The organism is Streptomyces sp. SolWspMP-5a-2, assembly GCF_900091845.1.
Lineage (GTDB): Bacteria > Actinomycetota > Actinomycetes > Streptomycetales > Streptomycetaceae > Streptomyces > Streptomyces doudnae.
Map to the genome: position 1 here is coordinate 80,049 of NZ_FMCI01000392.1, position 14,448 is coordinate 94,496.

Annotated in this window: 14 protein-coding genes and 1 pseudogene; 7 read left to right on the forward strand and 8 right to left on the reverse strand. The window is 74.9% G+C overall.

What is annotated here, in order from left to right; all coding sequences use genetic code 11:
* Positions 1-94 precede the first annotated feature (94 nt).
* Positions 95-1,492, reverse strand: a complete 1,398-nt coding sequence (locus GA0115242_RS38890; protein WP_176730006.1) for an MFS transporter — start codon at positions 1,490-1,492, stop codon at positions 95-97.
* Positions 1,493-1,719: 227 nt separating this feature from the next.
* A complete protein-coding gene (locus tag GA0115242_RS38895) occupies positions 1,720-2,547 on the reverse strand; it encodes a 3-hydroxybutyrate dehydrogenase (RefSeq protein ID WP_093836366.1) in 828 nt (275 codons plus the stop codon).
* Between the two features lie 355 nt (positions 2,548-2,902).
* Between GA0115242_RS38895 and GA0115242_RS38900 the strand changes: the two genes are divergently transcribed.
* A complete protein-coding gene (locus GA0115242_RS38900; protein ID WP_093836367.1) occupies positions 2,903-3,097 on the forward strand; it encodes a hypothetical protein in 195 nt (64 codons plus the stop codon).
* A 76-nt stretch (positions 3,098-3,173) separates the two neighbouring features.
* On the opposite strand, the gene GA0115242_RS38905 is transcribed toward GA0115242_RS38900, so the two are convergent.
* A complete protein-coding gene (locus tag GA0115242_RS38905; RefSeq protein ID WP_093836368.1) occupies positions 3,174-4,445 on the reverse strand; it encodes an APC family permease in 1,272 nt (423 codons plus the stop codon).
* Positions 4,446-4,872: 427 nt separating this feature from the next.
* On the opposite strand from GA0115242_RS38905, the gene GA0115242_RS38910 reads away from it, so the two are divergent.
* The 3 genes from GA0115242_RS38910 to ppk2 all read left to right on the forward strand — a co-directional run bounded on the left by GA0115242_RS38910 (position 4,873) and on the right by ppk2 (position 6,963).
* Positions 4,873-5,250 (forward strand): hypothetical protein, encoded by a 378-nt coding sequence (locus tag GA0115242_RS38910; protein WP_093836369.1) that lies wholly within the window; start codon positions 4,873-4,875, stop codon positions 5,248-5,250.
* A complete protein-coding gene (locus tag GA0115242_RS38915; RefSeq protein ID WP_093836370.1) occupies positions 5,217-5,921 on the forward strand; it encodes a CBS domain-containing protein in 705 nt (234 codons plus the stop codon). Before GA0115242_RS38910 ends, GA0115242_RS38915 begins: the two co-directional genes overlap by 34 nt.
* A gap of 238 nt (positions 5,922-6,159) precedes the next feature.
* Positions 6,160-6,963, forward strand: coding sequence for a polyphosphate kinase 2 (gene ppk2 / locus GA0115242_RS38920; protein ID WP_093836371.1), 804 nt, complete (start codon positions 6,160-6,162; stop codon positions 6,961-6,963).
* Positions 6,964-6,980: 17 nt separating this feature from the next.
* Here the strand turns inward: ppk2 and GA0115242_RS38925 are convergent, their stop codons facing one another.
* Entirely contained in the window at positions 6,981-7,856 is an 876-nt protein-coding gene (locus tag GA0115242_RS38925) for a universal stress protein (protein ID WP_093836382.1), read from the reverse strand.
* A 495-nt stretch (positions 7,857-8,351) separates the two neighbouring features.
* Between GA0115242_RS38925 and GA0115242_RS38930 the strand changes: the two genes are divergently transcribed.
* Entirely contained in the window at positions 8,352-9,080 is a 729-nt protein-coding gene (locus GA0115242_RS38930; protein ID WP_093836372.1) for a CBS domain-containing protein, read from the forward strand.
* Positions 9,081-9,283: 203 nt separating this feature from the next.
* On the opposite strand, the gene GA0115242_RS38935 is transcribed toward GA0115242_RS38930, so the two are convergent.
* From GA0115242_RS38935 to GA0115242_RS38945, 3 genes are all read right to left on the reverse strand, one after another.
* Positions 9,284-10,153 (reverse strand): universal stress protein, encoded by an 870-nt coding sequence (locus tag GA0115242_RS38935; protein ID WP_093836373.1) that lies wholly within the window; start codon positions 10,151-10,153, stop codon positions 9,284-9,286.
* A gap of 104 nt (positions 10,154-10,257) precedes the next feature.
* Positions 10,258-11,166, reverse strand: coding sequence for a universal stress protein (locus tag GA0115242_RS38940; RefSeq protein ID WP_093836374.1), 909 nt, complete (start codon positions 11,164-11,166; stop codon positions 10,258-10,260).
* Between the two features lie 273 nt (positions 11,167-11,439).
* The gene (locus tag GA0115242_RS38945) at positions 11,440-12,171 is read right to left on the reverse strand and encodes an HAD family hydrolase (RefSeq protein ID WP_256089856.1); all 732 of its coding nucleotides are present in this window, start codon (positions 12,169-12,171) and stop codon (positions 11,440-11,442) included.
* Between the two features lie 261 nt (positions 12,172-12,432).
* On the opposite strand from GA0115242_RS38945, the gene GA0115242_RS38950 reads away from it, so the two are divergent.
* Complete coding sequence (locus GA0115242_RS38950) at positions 12,433-13,116, forward strand: response regulator (protein ID WP_093836375.1); 684 nt, start codon at positions 12,433-12,435, stop codon at positions 13,114-13,116.
* A gap of 275 nt (positions 13,117-13,391) precedes the next feature.
* On the forward strand, positions 13,392-14,081 hold the full coding sequence (locus GA0115242_RS38955; RefSeq protein WP_093836376.1) for a helix-turn-helix domain-containing protein: 690 nt from the start codon (positions 13,392-13,394) through the stop codon (positions 14,079-14,081).
* A gap of 125 nt (positions 14,082-14,206) precedes the next feature.
* Here the strand turns inward: GA0115242_RS38955 and GA0115242_RS41165 are convergent.
* Positions 14,207-14,448 (reverse strand): annotated as a pseudogene (locus tag GA0115242_RS41165) (cytochrome c biogenesis protein DipZ); the annotation flags it as partial.

Consider the following 14,448-nt stretch of genomic DNA (forward strand, 5'->3'; position numbering starts at 1 on the left):
CGCGGCCGGGGCTCTACGGCCGATCTCTCTCCCCCCGGCTCGTCTTCCACGGCCGGGGGCGACCGGACCTCGGCGGCGCGGCCGGGCCGCCGTGTCAGGCCGAAGCCGCCGTCCGCCGTTCCGTGGCGGGACCGGCCGGGGAGTCGTCCGGCTCGATGGCCGCGAGGTCCCGGCCGCGGGTCTCCCGGGAGGCGACGACGGCCACCACGGTGATCAGCGCCGCGAGCCCCACGTAGACGGAGATCGAGGTGGAGCCGCCGGACGAGCTGAGCAGCGCGGTGGCGATCAGCGGGGCCGGGGCGCCCGCCGCGACCGAGGAGAGCTGCGCCCCTATCGACGCGCCGGTGTAGCGCATCCGGGTGGCGAACAGCTCCGAGAAGAACGCGGCCTGGGGCGCGTACATGGCGCTGTGGAAGACCAGCCCCACGGTGACGGCCAGGACGAGCGCGGGGAACGACCTGGTGTCCAGCAGCGCGAAGAAGGCCCACGACCACAGGCCCACGCCTGCCGCGCCCACCAGGTACACGGGCCTGCGGCCGAGCCGGTCCGAGAGGGCGCCGAAGAGCGGGATCAGACAGAACTGCACGGCCGAGCCGATCAGCACGGCGTTCAGCGACGTCTGCTTGTCGATCTTGAGGTGCTCCACGCAGTAGGTGAGAACGAACGCGGTGATCACGTAGTAGGAGATGTTCTCGGCCATCCGGGCGCCCATCGCGACCAGGACGTCGCGCCAGTGGTGGCGCAGGACGGCGACGAACGGCAGGTGCTCGGACCGCCGTTCGGCCTTGCGCTGTTCGGCCTTGGCCAGCGCCTCCTTGAAGAGGGGCGACTCGTCGACGGAGAGCCGGATCCACAGGCCGATCATGACCAGGACGGCCGAGAGCAGGAACGGCACCCGCCAGCCCCAGGCGTTGAAGGCGTCGTCGCTGAGGACGGTCGTCATCAGGGAGAGCACGCCGACGGCGACCAGGTTCCCGGCCGGGGCGCCCGCCTGCGGCCACGAGGCCCAGAACCCGCGCCGGTGGGCCTCGCCGTGCTCGGAGACCAGCAGGACGGCACCGCCCCACTCGCCGCCCAGGGCGAATCCCTGGATCAGCCGCAGGGTGGTCAGCAGCAGGGGCGCCGCGACGCCGATGGTGTCGTAGCCGGGGACGCAGCCGATCAGGGCGGTGGAGAGCCCCATCATGAGCAGGCTGATCACCAGGAGCTTCTTGCGTCCCATCCGGTCGCCGAAATGCCCGAAGACCACGGCGCCGATCGGCCGGGCGGCGAAGCCGATGGCGTAGGTGAGGAAGGACAGCAGCGTCCCGGTCAGCGGGTCCGACTCGGGGAAGAACACGCGGCCGAAGACGAGGGCCGCGGCGGAGCCGTACAGGAAGTAGTCGTACCACTCGATCGTGGTGCCGATCAGGCTGGCCGCGACGATCTTGCGCAGACCGGCCGGTCGTGCCGGGGTGCCGGGGTCGTTCACGGCGTTGTGAGCGCTGGGCATGGTGCCACCGTTTCGGGGTCGGAGGGGGACGGGACCACCGGGCCCGATCCGCGCCGGGGACGGGCCGGAAGCGGGCGGACGGGTTCGGTGGCGCGGGTTGCGGGTCGCGGGTCGCGGGTGACGGTCGGACGGCCGCCGCCGGGACGCGGAGGCTCCGACGGTTGTCCGTACGCCTGGGGGACGGCGCCTGGGGGGCGCCTGCGGGACGGCGCCTTCGGGACGTGCGGTCAGCGCGCGGTCCAGCCGCCGTCCAGGGGGATGGAGGCGCCGGTGATGTAGCCGCTGCGTTCGGTGCACAGCCACAGCGCGACCTCGGCGACCTCGGCCGGTTCGATCAGCCGCTTGATCGCGGTGCGGTCCAGGAACACCTGGTCCACCACGTCCCCGGCGGGAATGCCGTGCGCGAGCGCCTGGTCGGCGATCTGACGCTCGACCAGCGGGGTGCGCACGTAGCCGGGGTTGACGCAGTTGCTGGTCACCCCCTGCGCGGCGCCTTCGAGGGCGACCACCTTGCTCAGGCCCTCCAGCGCGTGCTTCGCCGTGACGTAGGCGGACTTGTAGGCGCTGGCCCGGAGCCCGTGCACGGACGAGATGTTGACGACTCTCCCCCACCCCCGCGCGTACATGTGGGGCAGGGTGCGGTGCAGGATGCGGAACGGCGCTTCGACCATGACCCGCTGGATCAGCGCGAAGCGTTCCGGGGGGAACTCGTGCAGCGGGGCCACATGTTGCAGACCGGCGTTGTTGACCACGATGTCGGCGTCGTCCGGGAGCGCGTCGACGGCCTCGGCCTCGGAGAGGTCGGCCACGACCGCCGTGCCGCCGATCGACGCGGCGACCTCCTCGGCGGCCCCGGGGATCCGGTCCACCACGTACACGTGCGCGCCCGCCGCGGCGAACCCCTCCGCGCAGGCCCGGCCGATCCCGCCGGCGGCTCCGGTGACCAGGACCTTGCGGCCGGTCAGGAACCCGGCGGACGCGGGACCGGGCACGGTGGTGTCACCGGGACCGGGACGTCGGGTCGAGCCCTCGTCGGAACTCTTGGTGCTGTCCATGGCGGAACACCGTAGGAAGGGAGCGGGCACCGGGACATGTGGGTGACGTACACAGTGGAGCGTCGCCGGGTGGGGATCACCACCATGCCGTTCGGACGGCGGCGGGACGGCGACGGCGCGCGCGGCCCCGGCGAGTCCGCGCGACACCGGGAATCCGGCCGGCGCAGCATCAGAACCCGTCAGCGGCACGGAGCGTGACGGTACGCGAGGCCGTGCCGGGGCTCGACCGACGGTCCGCTGTTCGCGGCCGGGTGGATCATCGGCCTGTCGGTCACCTCGGCCCTCGTCGCCGTGCTCTTCGCCGGGGCCGACGACCCCGGCAGCACCTCGTCGGCGGTCGTGGACTGGGGGGCGGGTGCCGGCCGGAGCGACCCTCATCGTCCTGGGGGTGCGCAAGCGGTGGACGCGCCCGCGCGGCGGTGAGCAGGCGCGGCCACCGGCCTGGATGGCCTCGCTCGACGGCGCCACGGCCGGGCGGGCGCTCCTGCTCGGCGCGCTGCTGTCGGGCGCGAAGGTCCTGGGCGACGGACTGTCCGGGCTGGGCCGCTGAGCCGGGACGCCCCGGTGGCGGACGCAGGCGCCGCGAGGCGACCGCCCGCAGCCGTCCGCACGGTGGGGCAGGCGCCTCAGCGGGCGCTGTCGGCCGTGGCCTTCCGCACCCCGTGCACGGCCGCTCCGAGGGCTAGGACGGCGGCGCCGGACATCACCGAGACCGCGGGCAGGGCGAGGGCGAGGGCACCGCACCCGGCGAGCCCGACGAGGGGTACCCAGCGGGGCGGCCGTCCTTCGCCGGGGGTGAGTGTCCAGGCGGACGCGCAGGCGACGGCGTAGTACGCCAGGACACCGAAGGACGAGAAGCCGATCGCGCCCCGCACGTCGGCCGTCGCGGCGAGCAGGGCGACAACGGCACCGACGGCGAGTTCGGCTCGGCGGGGAACCCGGGAGCGGGGGTGGACCGCCGCGAGCGCGTGGGGCAGATGCCGGTCACGGGCCATGGCCAGGGTGGTGCGCGAGACCCCGAGGAGCAGGGCGAGGAGCGACCCGAGCGTCGCGACGGCCGCCCCGGCCCTCACCACCGGGGCCAGCCCCGGGACACCGGCGGCGCGCACCGCGTCGGCGAGCGGCGCGGCGCTTCCCGCGAGGCGGTACGGACCCAGCACGGCGAGGACACCCACGGCGACCGCCGCGTAGACGACGAGGGTGATGCCCAGCGCGAGCGGGACGGCGCGGGGAATGGTGCGGGCGGGGTCACGGACCTCCTCGCCGAGTGTGGCGATCCTGGCGTATCCGGCGAAGGCGAAGAACAGCAGACCGGCCGCCTGGAGTGTGCCGCCGACGGTCGTGTCCGCGCCGAGGTCCAGACGTGCGAGGTCGGCGGCGCCGCTGCTCAGGCAGGCGGTCACCACGGCGGCCAGGACCGCGAGGACGACGACGACGGCGGCGCGGGTCGCCGACGCGCCTCTCCGCACGCCGCCGCAGCCGAGTGCCGTGAGCGCGACCACGGCGGCGACCGCGACCGCGTGGGCCTGGTCCGGCCACACGTAGAGACCGAAGGTCAGGGCCATCGCGGCACAGGAGGCCGTCTTGCCGACCACGAACGCCCAGCCTGCCAGCCAGCCCCAGAAGTCGCCCAGGCGCGCACGGCCGTAGACGTAGGTCCCACCGGACTCGGGATAGCGGGCGGCGAGCCGGGCCGACGCGGTGGCGTTGCAGTACGCCACGATCGCGGCGAGCGCCAGGGCGAGCAGGAGTCCGGATCCGGCGGCGTCGGCCGCCGGGGCGAACGCGGCGAAGATTCCGGCCCCGATCATCGACCCCAGACCGATCATCACCGCGTCGGACACCCCCAGGCGCCGCTTCAGCCCGCCCGCGCCGGTCGAGGACCCCATCGTGCTCATCCCCTGCTCCTCCACCACCGCTCCGGGCGCCGATCCGGGCGCACGGTAACCGAAGAAGGTGTCCGGCAGGGGTGCCCCCGGCCGCAGACCCTGGTGGGCCGGGGCCGCGCATGAGCCGGGCGGTGGACGCCGGTCCGACCCCGGCCGGACCGACACGGCACACCCCGACGGGCGCGGGCGAGTCCGTCCCCGGGAAGCAGGAGCACACCACGCGGCTCCTCGCCCCTCTGCCCCCGTCCCACGCCGAGCGCACCGTCCCCCGACAGGCGGACCGCCCAGGGACCGGGACGCGGGAGTCGGCCGACCCCATGCCCCGTCGCTCGGGGGCCGGACGGCCCAGGGTCCGGGGCGCGGCGGCCCAAGCCGGGCCCGGCGCGCGGTGGCAGCGTGGGGAGCGGGCCGCGAGAAGCGCCCGGAGGAGGCCGCCATGGACGCCATGCTCGACGGCTCCGGACCCGGACCGGGACCCGGAGCCGGAGCCGTCACCGTCGCCGGGGACGCCGACGTGACCCGGCTGACGGACGCGCCGCGCGACGAGTTCCCCCGCCCGACAGTCGAGAAGGAGATCGTCCACACCCCGTCCGCGGCGGGTTCCCTCGTCGCGGACGCCGGGCGCGCGCCGCTCTCCTGGTGTCCGGCGCGCACCGGCCGCGCTCGGCGCCCGGAGTGGCCCTGGGCCCCGTCCCGCACGCCCCGCCGCACCCCACCCGCTGCCCTGTCGCCGTCGTCCGCCACGGCTGACGGCGCTCATAGAGGAAGGGAACCGGAACCATGGCACCGCACCACCGGCTCGTCGCCGAGCTGATGACGACCGAGGTCGTCACCGTGCGCGGCGACACCTCCTTCAAGGAGATCGCCGCCCTGCTGGCCGAGCACCGCGTGACGGCCGTCCCCGTGGTCGACGACGAGAACCGTCCGACGGGCATCGTGTCCGAGGCCGACCTGCTGCGCAGGCAGGCGAGCCTCCCCGGTCCCGGCGTACCGCCGACCGCGCGTCCGGCTCCAGGACCCGTGACGGACGAGGCGGTCGTCGCGGGCACCCTGATGACGAGTCCGGCCGTCACCGCGCAGCCGCAGTGGAGCATCGTCGAGGCCGCCCGGGTCATGGAACGTCACGGGGTCAAACGCCTGCCCGTGGTGGACGGCGGCGGCCGTCTCGTCGGCATCGTCAGCCGGGCCGACCTCCTGCGGGTCTTCCTGCGCCCTGACCACACCGTCCGCGAGGAGATCACGGGTGAACTCCTCGCCGGGACGCTGGACATCCCGACATCGGACGTGACGGTGCACGTCGTCGACGGCGCGGTCACCCTCACCGGTACGGTCCCCCGTCGCAGCCTCGTTTCCGTCCTGGAGCGTCTGTGCCGCGGCGTCGACGGCGTCGTGGACGTCACCTGCGCCCTGGACTTCCGCGTCGACGATCTCGCCCGCCCGGCACCCGCCGTCGCCGCCGGACACCGCCCGGAGACGCCGCACTGACCAGCGTTCCCTGGACCTCCGGCTCAGATGGCGCTCCAGCAGGACGGAATCCAGCCGAAGGGTCCCTCGCGGCCCGGGGCGGGCGCCGAGCGCGGGTCGCGGGCGGCGGCGCGGGACCGTAGGTTGGCCTCCTGGTGCCCGCCCGTGGGCACGGGCTGAGACCGCGGACGCCGTCCACGCGAGGAGCCGTCGCGAGGCTCCCGGGCCGTCCGAAGACGCGTCGGCGAGTGGAGGCGGCATGGCCGGGAAGAAGTCGGCGGCGCTGCCGCGCAAGGTGTACGAGACGGAACTGCTGCGCCTGCAGACCGAGTTGGTGAAGCTCCAGGAGTGGGTGCGGGCGACCGGCGCCCGTCTCGTGGTGGTCTTCGAGGGGCGGGACGCCGCCGGGAAGGGCGGCACCATCAAGCGGGTGAGCGAGCATCTCAACCCGCGGGTGGCGCGCGTCGCCGCGCTGCCCAGGCCGACGGAGCGCGAGCGCGGCCAGTGGTACTTCCAGCGCTACGTGGAGCACCTGCCGACGGCCGGGGAGATCGTGCTGTTCGACCGGTCCTGGTACAACCGGGCGGGCGTCGAGCACGTCATGGGGTTCTGCACGCAGGAGGAGTACCGGCTTTTCCTGCGCCAGTGCCCGCTCTACGAGCGGATGCTGGTCGAGGACGGCATCCTGCTGCGCAAGTACTGGTTCTCGGTGAGCGACACCGAGCAGCAGGACCGCTTCCGGCGGCGGCTTGACGACCCCCTGCGCCGCTGGAAGCTGTCGCCGATGGACCTGGAGTCGATCACGCGGTGGGAGGCGTACTCCCGGGCCAAGGACGACATGATGGTCCACACCGACATCCAGGAGGCGCCCTGGTACGTCGTGGAGAGCGACGACAAGCGGCGCTCCCGGCTCAACATGATCGCCCACCTGCTGGACTCCGTCCCCTACGACGAGGCGGAACCGCAGGTGCTCCTGCTCCCCGAGCGGCCGCCGTCGACCGGCTACGAGCGCCCGCCGCGCGACCTCCAGACCTACGTCCCCGATCACACTGCGGGTCTCTGAGCGGCCGTTCGCCCCGTTCAGGCGCGCTCGGGCACGACGGCGACCGGGCAGGCCGAGCGGTGCAGCACGGTGTGCGCGATCCGTCCCGACCACGGACCGGTGTGTCCCGGCGGACGACGGGCACCGACCACCAGCAGGCCCGCCTCGCGGGAGGCGTCCAGGAGTACCTCCCGCGGGCGCCCTTCCACCGCGTGCGGGCGCAGCCGCACGTCCGCGGGGGCGTCCCTGACGGTGGCCGCAAGCGCCTCGGCGGCCTCCCGCTCGGCCGGGTGATCCGGTCCTGCGGTGGAGAAGGCGGGGCCGGGGGCAGGGCGCAGCGGCGGACGCCAGGCCCGCACCGCGTCCAGGGGCGCGCCGCGGAGCCGGGCCTCCTGGAGGGCGAAGCGCAGCGCGGCCGAGTCGGGTCCGCGCGCGCCGAGACCCAGGACCACGGGGCCGACTCCTTCGGCGGGGCGCACCCGGTTGTCGTGGCTGCCGCGCACCACGACAACCGGGCACGCCGACCGCGCCGCGACCTCCGAGGCGACGGACCCGAGGAGCGTCTCGACGACACCGCTGCGGCCGCGGGTGCCCAGCACCAGCGCGGCGGCGCCCGCGCTCTCCCGCAGCAACCCGTACGCGGGGTCCTCGGGCAGCACGTCGGTGACGATCTCGACGCCGGTCCGGCGTCTCCGGGCCCGCCGCGCGGCGGCGCGCACGATGTTCTCGGCCAGTGCCTGGTCGGGTGGCGTGCGCGGATCCCCGGTCGGTGAGACTCCTTCGTAGTGCTCCCAGCGGGAGGCGTACACCACGCGCAACGGCACGCCGCGGAGCGCGGCCTCGTCCACCGCCCGGTCGACGGCTCTCAGGCCGGCCTGCGACCCGTCCACACCGACGACGAGGGGTGGATTCACCGCGCCCACCGGCCGACCGGACGCGCCGGTGACGGGCAGGGGCCGGTCCCCCGGTACCCGCCCGTGGCTGCCATGTTCGCGATCATCGCCGCTCCCGACGCTCGTGGTGCCCAGGGTGCCCAGGGTGCTCGTGTTCTCTCGGATGTCCCGCCCGTTCCGTGGGCCGTCGGGCCCGTGTACCAACGCTCGTCGCCCGGGAGCGTGGTGGGGAGTGCCGCGCGGGGGCCTCCGGCGGGGCCGTCAGGCCCAGGGACGGCGGGCCGGTGGGCCCACAGGTCGCGTCGGCGTTCGCCCCGCGCGGCCTCGGGGCCGGTCGGGGCGGGCGCCCGCTGGGCCGAAGGGCCCTCCGCCCGGCCCGTACGGCCCGTGGCGGGGGCGGTCCCGCACGCCCACCCTGAAGGAGGACCAGGAAACGGGAACGACGAAGCCCGGTCCGCCCCGGACGGTCGGCGCGGCCCGACCTGCCCGACCGTCCGCAGCACCGAGGAGGACACCATGGAGAGCGGCCCGCACCGAGTGAGTGACGTGATGACGCGCGCTGTCGTCGCCGTGGGGCCCAAGGCCCTCTTCAAGGACATCGTGGGGCGCATGAGGCGCTGGCGGGTCAGCGCCCTTCCGGTGCTGGCGGGCGACGGGCGGGTGATCGGTGTCGTCTCCGAGGCGGATCTCCTGCCCAAGGAGGAGTTCCGGGACAGCGACCCGGACCGGATCACCCAGATGCGCCGTCTCGCCGACCTCACCAAGGCGGGCGCGGTGGACGCCGGGGAGCTGATGAGCACGCCTGCGGTCACCGTGCACCCGGACACCAAACTCGCCGAGGCCGCGCGCATCATGGCGCTGCGGCACGTCAAACGGCTGTTCGTCACCGACGCCGAGGGCGTGCTCGTGGGGGTGGTGAGCCGCGCCGACCTGCTCACGGTGTTCCTGCGCCCGGACGACGAACTGGCCGCCGAGATCCGGAGCGAGGTCGTCGACGCCCTCTTCACGGGACCGGCGGATCGCGTCGACGTCACGGTCGCCGAGGGGGTCGCCACGGTCACCGGGTGCGTCGCGGACGCCTCCCTGATACCGCTCGCGGAGCGTCTGGTGGGCGGTGTCGAAGGCGTGACACGCGTGGACTGCCGACTGACCGCAGCCGCCGTGGCCGTCACCGACCCGGCCGACGCCCTCCCGACGGGGCACACGCCCGGCGCGGGCCGGGGTCACCCGAGCCCGGCGGCGTGAAGCGCAGGGCCTGTCCTGTTCCGCGTCTGCCCGTGCCACCAGGAACCGCCCGGTCAGCACGGACAGCGGGACCGGGACGGCAGGGGCGCTCAGCCCTGTCGTCCGTCCAAGTCCGGTACGGGACCGATGGCGTTCGGCGCGCCCGTCGGCTGTGCGGAACCCTCCGGGAACGCCACCCGGTAGGCGTGACCGGCGTCTACCACCTACATGTGCTCCGGTACGACGGCGACCGGGCAGGACGCGTGCAGCAGCAGGGCATGGGCCACGCTGTTCAGCCGGACGCCGGGATGCTCGCCCCGCCTGCGGTCGCCGACGACGATCAGGTCCACCTCGCGGGAGACCGCGAGCAGCACCTCCCGGGCGTGCCCCTCCGTCGTGCGGCGGTCCACGGCCAAGCCGTCGCGTATGTCGCGCAGGACGTCGGCGACCGACGCGTCTGCCTTCCCGCGCCCCGCTTCCTCCAACGCCTTGGCGGACAGCGTGCGTTCGGCGGCTGTCTCCAGGGGGTGCCTCCCCCGCGTCCGCACGATCCGCAGGGACGCGCCCCGCAGCGCCGCCTCCTCCAGGGCGAACCGCGCGGCGGCCGACTTCCCCGCCCGCCCGCCGACTCCCAGGCCGATCCGACCCGGTGCCGCAGGAGGTGGTCCGTCGCTGCCGCGCACGACGATCACCGGACACCGCGCGTGCCCGGCGACACCCAGGCCGACCGAGCCCAGGAAGGCGCGGTCGACGCCGTGGCTGTCGCGGCACCCGAGCACCACCGCGGTGGCGGTGCGGCTCTCCCGGACGAGGACGGGCTGCGGTGCCTCGGCGAAGACGGCCGACGTCACCCGGACGTCCGGTCGGCGCTCCAGGGCGCGGCGTTCCGCGACGGCGGCGTTCCGCTCGACCCGCATCCGCTCGTAGGGCGCGTTCGGGTGTCCTGGGAGCAGGTCGCCCTCCAGCCGTTCCCAGAGGGACGCCTCGACCAGTCGGAGCCGCGCCCCGCGCAGTGCCGCCTCGTCGGCCGCCCACTCCACCGCCCGCAGGCTCGCTTCGGAGCCGTCGATGCCGACGGCTATCGGCAGGACCATCACTCCCACCGCTCCGTACGGGAGGTGACGGGGTGCCCTGCGGCGCGCGGTTCCCCGGGCGCCCTGACGTCGTCGTCACTCATGCGTTCCTCGATTCCTCGGGGTCAGTCGTGCGGGACGACGGCTACCGGGGCGGTCACGTGGTGCGGTGCGGCGTGCGTGACGTGGCCGAGGTGCGGGCCGAGGGGTGCGGCGCGGGTGCGCCTGCCGACGACGGTCAGCGCCGCCTCGCGGGAGGCGGCGACGAGGACCTGCGCGGCGCTGCCGCAGCGGCTCGCCTCGATGACGCGGACGTCGGGGAACCTCTGCCGCCAGGGGTGCAGCGTGCGGGCGAGCACGGCGGCCTGTCTGCGCAGGAGCATGGCGTGGACGTCGACGTCGCCGTGGAAGCGGTAGCCCGGGGGAAACGGTTCGCTCCAGCCGTGCACGACCCGCAGCGGCGCTCCCCTGAGCCGCGCCTCCTCGAACGCGAACCTCAGCACCGGATCGTGCGACGGGTCCGCGGCGTCGATGCCGGCCACGACCGGCCGGGAGGGCGTCGCCGCGGACGGACGGCCGGAATCGTCCGGGGTGTGGTCGCCGGACGCGTGCGCGGCGGCCCGTACCGCCACCACGGGGCAGGTCGCGTGGGCGACGACGGCGAGGGCGACCGAGCCGAGGAGGTGGCCGCCGATCCCGCCGAGGCCGCGTGAGCCCAGGACCAGCAGTGCGACGGAACCGGACAGGTCGATCAGCGTGTCGTCCGCCGTCCCGGTGAGCCGGTCGGTGAGCACGACGAGCCCGGGATGACTGTCCCGCAGCGTGTCCGCGGTGTCGCGAGGGCTCCCGCCTTCCCATTCCCGGCGGGTCTCGGCGCCGAGCAGGGGCGCCCGCGCGGCGAGGGCGGGTTCCGGCTCACGGACGCGGACGATCTCCAGCGGCACGCCCCGCAGTACCGCCTCACGCGCCGCCCATCGCGCGGCGGCAGCGCTCTCCGGTGAACCGTCGAGGCCCACCGCGATGGTTCGGGTCACTGTCCCCACCTCCCGGAAGGGGGTCTCACGCCTCCAGACTGACCCGCGCGGTCCTGGGCACGTCAGGGACCGCACGTCCCCGGACGGGACCGAACGGCCCACCTGACCGGGAGACGGCACCGCCGGAGCCACGCCACGATCCGCGGAGCGGCCGTCGCCGGGGGTGCGCGGTGCCCCCTCAGCAGTGCCCGCGCGGGTCGGGTTCGAGCCGTGGCAGGCCGGGGCCCACACCGCCCCCCTCAGCCGCTCCCTCGCCGAGTCTGTCGCGCGGGGTCAGGCGTCGTCACCGGCGAGCAGTTCGGCCAGATCGCGGACGACCAGGTCGGCGCCGTGGGCGCGCAGGTCGGCGGCCGAGGCGGAGTCCGCGGTGCGGTCGGCCCCGACGACGAGGGCGAAGCCGCCGCGCTGCCCGGCCTCGACGCCGGGCAGCGCGTCCTCGACGACGGCGCACCGGTCGGCCGGGACGCCCAGTCTGCGGGCGGCCTCCAGGAACAGCGCCGGATCGGGTTTGCCCGGCAGCGCGAGCCGGGCCGCCTCCGCGCCGTCCACCACGGTGGCGAACAGGTCGCGGACCCGGCCCCGCTCCAGCAGTTCCGTCGCGTGCCGGGACGCCGACACCGCCGCGCACGGCACCCCGGCGGCTTCCAGCACCCGCAGCAGTCGCGACGTCCCGGGATAGACCTCGACACCGTGCTCGCGCAGGGCGCGCGCGAACAGCCGCTCCTTGCGGTCGGCGACCGCGCGCACCGCCTCGGGCGAGGTGTCGAGACCCCGCGCCGCGAGGAAGGCGGCGGCCCCGTCCCGACGGGACCGGCCGTCGACGTGGCGCCGGTAGTCGTCCGCCTCGTCGAACATCCGGTCCTGCCCGGCCTCCCGCAGACAGGCGTCGAACGCCCGCTTCCACGCGGCCGCGTGCACCCGCGCCGAGTCGGTGATCACGCCGTCCGTGTCGAACACCACGGCCCGGACGTGCCGCAGCGGTCGCACCAGCGTGGAGAGCGCCACACCCACCAGGATGCGACCCGGGCGGACCCGACGGCGAGCCGGAGGCCGGGTCCGCGGGGTCGGGGGACGGCACCCTCCGACCGGCCCAGGGATCCCCCGCTCACCGCGAGCCCCGCAGCCGGGACGCGTCCCCGGCGAGGGCCGTCCAGGTCCCCCGGTGGGACCGTGCGGGCCCCTGTCCGGCCCGGATGAGCCGTTCGGCCCTATGCGGGGCGCGACGGGTGGTAAAGGATCCGACAGGGACCCGGACGAAGGGGTGTCATGGACGACATGCGGCAGTTCTCGGAGGGCGACCCGGTGCGGGTCTTCCTGCTCGACGATCACGAGGTGGTCAGGCGGGGGCTGCACGACCTGCTGGACGCGGAGCCGGACATCGAGGTCGTCGGCGAGGCCGGGACCATCGCGCAGGCGCTGGCCCGGGGCCCCGCGCTCCGCCCGGACGTGGCCGTCCTCGACGTCCGCCTCCCGGACGGCAACGGCATCACCGTCTGCCGCGACCTGCGGGACCGGATGCCGGGCATGGCCTGTCTGATGCTGACGTCGTTCGACGACGACGACGCGCTCCTCGACGCCATCATGGCGGGCGCGGCCGGGTACGTCCTGAAGCAGATCAAGGGCTCCGACCTGGTGTCGGCGGTACGGACGGTGGCCTCGGGCGAGTCGATGCTCGACCCCGCCACCACAGCCCGGCTGATGAGCAGGATCCGCGGTCCGCAGGCCCCGCCCGACCCGCAGAGCGAGACCCTCGCCAAGCTGACGCCGCGCGAGCGGGAGATCCTCGGACTGATCGGGGAGGGGCTGACGAACAGCCAGATCGGCGGGCGCCTCTACCTGTCGGAGAAGACGGTCAAGAACCACATCTCCCGCCTGCTGGCCAAGCTCGGCGTCGAGCGCCGCATCCAGGCCGCCGTCATGGCCACCCAGCACCAGCCACCGGCCTCCTGAACGCGGGATGCCCGTGGACGCCGGACGTGGGATGCCCCGTGGCGCCGGACGCGGGATGCCCGTGGACGCCGGGCGCGATCAGGGGCCACGACGGTCCGGACCCGGTCGGACGGCTGGGCCGTACGCCCTCTGACGGGGGCCGGACGGCCCGAGCCGTGGAGGTCCCGGCGCGGCAGGCTGAGGCCAGTGGACAGGGGCGACGCCCGGCCGGGGAAGGCGGGCCGGTGGATCGTCCCGGGCCGTCCACGGCGTGCCGACGAGAGGACCTGAGCGTCATGACCGAACAGCCGCGGACCCCAGCACGGACGACGACGGCGGCGGACGCCTCCCCCGCGGGTGATCTGGGGCGAAGGATCGCCGCGCGCCGCACGGCCCTCGGTCTCTCCCGCCAGGAGACGGCCGAGCGCGCGGGCATGGCCACCGACTACCTGCGCCACCTGGAACAGCATCCCGGTGCCGCGCCCGGCCGCGGCACGCTGCTCAGTCTCGCGGGGGTGCTGGAGACCACCGTCTCCGTGCTCACCGGAGGGGACGTCGATCTGCCGCCCGGCCGTGGACAGGCCGCGCCCGCCGCGGAGTTCACCGCGCTGAGCAGGACGGAGTGCGGGGATCTGCTGGGCTCGCACGGGGTCGGCAGGCTGGCGGTGTCCACGGACGGCGGGCCGACGATCGTGCCGGTCAACTACAGCGTGATCGACGGCACGATCGTCTTCAGGACCGCGCGCGGCGCCACACCGGCGCTGGCCTCCGGCAGCCGGGTCGCCTTCGAGGTGGACCGCATCGACGACGACTTCAGCCAGGGCTGGAGCGTGCTGGTGCGCGGCCAGGCGCGTCCGGTGACCGACCGCGACGAGGCGCTCCGGCTGACCCGGAGGTCCTGGAGCGCCCCTTGGGCGGGCGGGCACCGCCACCTCCTGGTGCGCATCGAACCGGACTCCGTGACGGGCCGCCGCATCTCGGTCTGACCCGGGCACCGCATCGCACGAACGGTGTCACCGGCCCGTCCCCCGACAGGCCCGCCCTCTTCGCCGGGATGATCCGCGCCCAGGTCGCTCACGGCTCCCCCGTCGGCGCCCCTCTGCCCGCCCGCTCATCCGAAGGTGAAGGCGTACGCCTCGATGCCCGGGGTGAAGCGGAGTTCGAGCTTGGCGGTGCGGGCGGTGTCGTCGTCGATGAGGCGGTGCATGGTCGGTGTGCCGGAGACGGTGACGGTCTTCTCGGTCTTCCCGTCGACGAGGACGGTGACCTTGCCCTGGCCGCCGAGGACGAGGTTGACGTTCCTGGCGTGGTAGGTGAAGGCGAGGCGTGCGTCGTCGCCCGCGGTGAAGTGTT